Source organism: Spirochaetota bacterium (assembly GCA_025061835.1).
In the GTDB taxonomy this organism is placed as follows: domain Bacteria; phylum Spirochaetota; class Brevinematia; order DTOW01; family DTOW01; genus SKYB106.
The window spans coordinates 1-5,601 of the sequence record JANXAC010000037.1 but is presented as its reverse complement, the minus strand read 5'-3'; the positions used below and the strand labels follow the sequence as shown (position 1 = coordinate 5,601).

Below are 5,601 nucleotides of genomic sequence, written 5' to 3'. Positions count from 1 at the left end.
CGTGTGACACCTGATCAGAGCTGATGGGCATTTTGAGAATTTCTGGATTGTTCTTTACCTCTGGTGTCCTTGGAGAAATCTTTATTTCAAAGACTTGACCTAATCTAAAGCTACACATATTCTCTAATCTTTTTGAAAACTCAGTCGAAAACAAAACCAATTCGCCCTTCCAATTGGTATTCTTCCAAAGTAACCTAGTCTCACCGTCCTTGTACTCAAATAGACTGAGCAAATGTTTTTCGTTTTCTGACTTTGTGAATTTCAATACTACGGTACTTATATCAACTTCTGGTTTGAAGACATTACTACCCAAATATATTATCTGGGTTCTTCCCATGTTCGATAGGAAGCACCTTAGTTTTTTAAATTCATCAAGTATCATAAACGTTGATGGAACTACAAACACTAACTGACCCTGAGGTTTCAAAAGCTTTACTGACTTCTCTATAAATGCTCCATAAACATTGTACTTACCATGCCATGTCTGATATAGTCTCCTGTACTGTTCCCTGATAGAGCTTGTTACCCTTATAGAGTAATGTTCAGAAGGGCTTGGAATCCCATACGGAGGATTACCAATTATTACATCAAACTTATCACTAGAATCCCAAACCAGATAGTCTCCAACAATTACCTCAAAGCCACGTTCAAGATATCCCCGTTCCAAAGAGTATTCAACTATATCTTTATCCACTTCAACACCAACACAATCCATATCTAAGTACTTAAATTTATCTCTAACCCTCCTAAGAAACTGACAAGTCCCACAAGCAGGCTCAAGAACTTTCAACCTATCGTAAGACATCCCATTTATATCTATCAGGCTAGTCATGTAATCAACAAGCCATAGAGGTGTGAAGAACATTCCCAAACTTTTTCGTTCTTTCAAGGTTTTCTTTACCACTTCCATAGATTTGTTATCACCCATAGATACTCCAAAAGAAACGGTACCATGCCAACAGTATTATCAAGCCTAGAAAACCAAGAATTCAACTAACTCCTACTGATGTTTGGTCAAGAGTTTGGTATTTTTTGTGGAAGAGTATTCTGAATATCTCATTTTCATAACTTATTCAAGCAATTCTCAACTTCTCCCTGTCTAGAAGAGTGCCAAATAGAAAGTTTTTGATAAAGTGATTTATAGTTCTTTTGTTGGGTATATTTCTTTCACTTTAATTCTTACCAAACTCTCCTACAAACTTCAGACTCCTACGAATACGCCTTTAGCCTAGGCAGGATAACAGGATAGTCATAAAAGTATTCCCTAAAGTCCTCAGACTTTATGTAGAAAACTCTCGCTTTGTCTGAAATAACCTTTATCTCATCTATCTCGTTATTTGTTCCGAGCAAGACATGGTCTGGGTCTCCTAAAAAGTAATACTTTCTATCTTCAGAAGACAAAACCTCAACGCTAGAGTTCTTACTTATACTAACAACTCCATCGATCAATATATAAACATTAGCATCCTTACCACTACCATACAAGATGTTTCCCTTCTCAAACTCTGCATAATTCAGTATCATCTCAAAGTATGTTTTCATTGACGGTGTGAAATCTTCAAAGTATTTAGTTGAGAATATCTCCCAAGTATCTTTGCCCCTTATCCTCGCTAGGTTGAGTAATTTATCATACAATTTTGTGCCCTTGATGCTCTTTAGAAAACTCTCACTCTTAACTCTAAGCACTTTGCAGCCATTGTCACCTGCTATTATGGTAGCACTTCTTCCTCTCTCGGTGAGAATAGCACTTTCTCCAAAGAAGTCAAAGGCTAGATATTCCTTGTATAACTTACCACCCGTGAAGAGTTTTACATACCCTTCTACGATTATGAAGAAATCTTTGTTCTTCACATCACCTTCCTGAATTATCAACTCCCCAGGCTTATACTCTTCAAACTCACTGTCCTCTTCAAGAATTTTTATGTTTCTAAGAGGAAGATCAAGAAATAGTTTAACTGAAGTTAAAACATCAAACTTACTCAACCTATTCTGTGGGAGTATAACAACAGATCCTTCAACGCCTTGATGTGGGTATAAAAGAGATGGATTGGGGTTTGAAGAGATATAATTAAGATACTCTTTCTCCGGGCAATGAAAAGCATAAACATACTGTCCTTCCCTGGTTTGAAAGTCTAACTTTGATATGTCGGTATGTATTATACCATTCCCTGCCTCGTGTAGGATATAGTCATACTTCTTAAATTCATTCATTGTGAAGTCATAGCGTTCTTTTGATATTATCCCCTCATCAAGAAGTAGTTTAGTTCTATCAGAAACGAATGTATCAGAAGAATAAAACAATGTCTTTCCTTCAAACTCCACCGTAAAACCAACTGTAGGTATTGAATGTAATGCGTAATGGAACTTGAATATAGCATTCTCAATGTTAATCTCCTTTCCAATCCTGATAGGTCTAAACTCGCAAATGTTATCAAAGAATTCGGGTTTTACTCCAAGTAGGCTTGAATACTTCCTCTTGAAAGACTCCCAAACAGTTCTAGTTGTATATACTCTTTCTTTACTACCTCTTAACATACTCTGTAGCGTTCCGGCGTCGTGGTCAGCGTGACAGTGAGTAAGTATTATAGCAACTATACTACTTATAGGTATGTTGTTTCTCTCAATCTCATCAAAAGAGTGCGCAGGCGGGTCTATGAAAATACCTTTACCGTTTATCCATAGTATAAAACCGGAAGTTGTCCCATTAGGGTCAAACCCATTGCTAGCACCAAGACAAGTAAAACCAAACCTAGGAAACCTGAAGTTGTAAAGTTTTCTATCATTCAATGGCTTCTTGTGTATTATTTTAAGGTCATAATCCAGAGAATCTTTAAGTTCATTCTCAAGATTAACCTTTATAACCTCTCCATTTTCAAAGAAGCAAATTCTATCACTAATCTTCCTTACAGTTATGTTCTCTATTCTGACATCTTTGTTTATATCAATAAACTCTACCGAATCAAAGACATCAAAAAGTTCATCCTTTTTTGTTTGGTCTTTTCTTCTAAAGAAGAGCATCTCCTCTGAAATATTACAATTTAACCCACTGTAAAAGTCATCCTCATAAACATAGTCAGGTCCTATGAGAGACTCTTTGAAGAGAGTAATCAAACTATTTTTCTGTTCTTCAGTGCATATTATGAATGTTTTTCGCCTTTTGATGAAGTAATTATAGTATATCGGAAACTCAACTTCTGCAACATTGAGAAATGTTGTCCTATCAAGCATATTCTTAGGTATTATGTAGTATTGTGGCGCCTCACCTAAAAGCTTGATAGAGTCTTTTATGGTTTCAGGTGGAACACCAATCTGAAGAATTGTCTTACCATTCTTAAGGACTATGTATCCACCTCTTGGCAGATTCAATATTTCCAACATACCTACTCCGCTATGACAAAACTCATCACCATGCTAACATTTTCGGAATCGCCAGTTATGTAAATTCTACTGATGCTAATAGGTATAAACGAACTTTCAATCTCCCCTAATGATAGAAAAATATTCCTGAACTTGCCACTAACAGATGTTTTATATACTTCACCTTCCTCATACTGCTCCCTGTTTATTGAATTTATATCAACATCATACTTTGAGAATATCCTTAAAATGTTACCAAGAACAAGTGCTGGAGTTCTTGTCTCAGACTCAATTTCTTTCAGTCTAATATATTCACTCTCAACTGACGCAAGTCTCCTGTTGAGATATGGTATATCCTGATACTCCCTAACCTCACTATCTACCTTCTCAAAATTCACTTTTAGATAAATATACTCACCAACTAAATAAGCAACTACCAAAAAAGCAACTAGCGTCAATACACCCCAGACCCTCAGAATAATTCTCCTCATATGCTTACCTCCACCTCAAACCTAAGTAAGTTATCCTGTGTCTCTCTTACGGAGATAACCTTGACTTTTGAAAATCTACCTATTTTTGATAGGTTAGAGATTGTTATGTAGAACGAAGTATCGTTTATTGAAAAACCCCTTATTCTCAAAGTTTTCTGGAATACCTCAACATCTTTAAGCCAAGTGTCTCTATCAAGACTACTAAATACATCGTAAAGTACGTAAAAGTATTTTTGCTTTTGGGCAAACCTAGAGTAGAACGATGATATAAAAGACTCATATTCATTTATTTTTCTCTTCATCTCAATTATCCTAGTATATCTTTTAACTTCAGGTATCATACTATCCTCATTTCCTTCAATACCTCTCTTTATCAACAAATATCTTTCTGTTTCACTCCTAGTAGAGATGATGAATATTAAACCAGCTAATGTCAAAACTGTAAATAACACTATTGCTCTCAAGATAATTATATCAGTAATTACTGATCTATGTTCTTTTGGGACTGATAATTCTACACTGGACTGTGAAAAACTTTTATAGGATAGTATATCCAGAAATGAAAAATTTTCATTCATCCAGCCGTATTTAGGCAACAATTCACCTAATACACACAGTATGTTAATTCTATCAAAGATGTGCTCAACAAAATCATTATCAAAATAAAACATCAGTATCTTCTCTAAAAACACACTCCTCTCCTTGATAAAATCCGAGACAAAAGAAACTATGTAGTTTTCAATTACATTCCTATCTACCATTTCTATAACTTCAAGTTTCAAGATACCATTTTTTGAAACTATACCCATAAGTATTTCATCCTGCTTATTGATAACGACTGCAACTGCCCCAACAGAAGGCTCATTATGGAATATCTCTATGTTATTTATTGTAGCCGGCGCAACCCCAATTATTGAGATACCAATGTTCTTAAAATAGTTTATGTATTCAGATAGAATATTGAGTCTTATCGCTGATACCAAAACCTTCAAGTAAGTCTTATCTCTCAATTTATAACTTCCTATAACCTTATGGTTATAACTCAAAGATGTTATATCAAACATCCCCATACCTTCAACACTTGAAGTTATTATGTTTTTAATCCTAGACTTCGCAGATTTTGGAACGGTTATCACTTTATTCACAAAGAACTGGCTAGGTAGTATCAATTTAGCAAGATAAATAGGAATATCTATATTCTTTTCAATAAACCTTTGAATTGAAAACTCCATTCTAGTCCTATCTACGAGCTGACCACTAACAAGTCTAATTGGATGCCTACCAACAACATAGTTGATAAAAACCCCCACCAATATGTTATTAGATTTTATCTGAAATACTATCTCAATTATTCCAAGATACTCCAGCGTAAAGTATATAAACTTTCTAAAAATGTTCATACAAAGTATAGTATTTATCAAACACATATACTTTCACAACAAATATCTCAAATTGCAGGGTATATGTTTATCACAAGACATACACAAGGTTTTTCTAAAAACCGCAAGGATACTTGATCAAACCTACAAAAAATATTAATTCTTCAAAATCCTGTATGTTTCTATCTTCGGATCAGTATGTTGTATCTTCTAAAATCTTGTATAGTAATATATACTTGATACACTCAAAAAGAACAGAGATTTCTCATTATTCTCGTATAAATGATAGAAACTAGTTCAATAAAGTCTAAAATTTTTTGATAGATGATTCATAAAATAATTTAAGGTTATGGAGATGGATATTTTTAGTATAT

4 protein-coding genes are annotated in these 5,601 nt (G+C 34.4%); all 4 read right to left on the bottom strand.

The window, feature by feature from the left end; translation table 11 throughout:
- The coding region (locus NZ579_08045; protein MCS7299886.1) for an N-6 DNA methylase at window positions 1–928 on the bottom strand (928 nt) is incomplete at its 3' end.
- A 281-nt stretch (window positions 929–1,209) separates the two neighbouring features.
- Complete coding sequence (locus NZ579_08040; protein ID MCS7299885.1) at window positions 1,210–3,378, bottom strand: cyclic nucleotide-binding domain-containing protein; 2,169 nt, start codon at window positions 3,376–3,378, stop codon at window positions 1,210–1,212.
- 2 nt (window positions 3,379–3,380) lie between these two features.
- Window positions 3,381–3,848 carry a hypothetical protein gene (locus NZ579_08035; GenBank protein ID MCS7299884.1) on the bottom strand — a complete coding sequence of 156 codons (468 nt, stop codon included), beginning with the start codon at window positions 3,846–3,848 and terminating at the stop codon, window positions 3,381–3,383.
- The gene (locus NZ579_08030) at window positions 3,845–5,248 is read right to left on the bottom strand and encodes a hypothetical protein (GenBank protein MCS7299883.1); all 1,404 of its coding nucleotides are present in this window, start codon (window positions 5,246–5,248) and stop codon (window positions 3,845–3,847) included. Before NZ579_08030 ends, NZ579_08035 begins: the two co-directional genes overlap by 4 nt.
- Window positions 5,249–5,601 lie beyond the last annotated feature (353 nt).

Bases quoted from the DNA above. Each gene is read 5' to 3' on its own strand.
- NZ579_08030 (MCS7299883.1), bottom strand. From the start codon at position 5,248: ATGAACATTTTTAGAAAGTTTATATACTTTACGCTGGAGTATCTTGGA.
- NZ579_08040 (MCS7299885.1), bottom strand. From the start codon at position 3,378: ATGTTGGAAATATTGAATCTGCCAAGAGGTGGATACATAGTCCTTAAG.
- NZ579_08035 (MCS7299884.1), bottom strand. From the start codon at position 3,848: ATGAGGAGAATTATTCTGAGGGTCTGGGGTGTATTGACGCTAGTTGCT.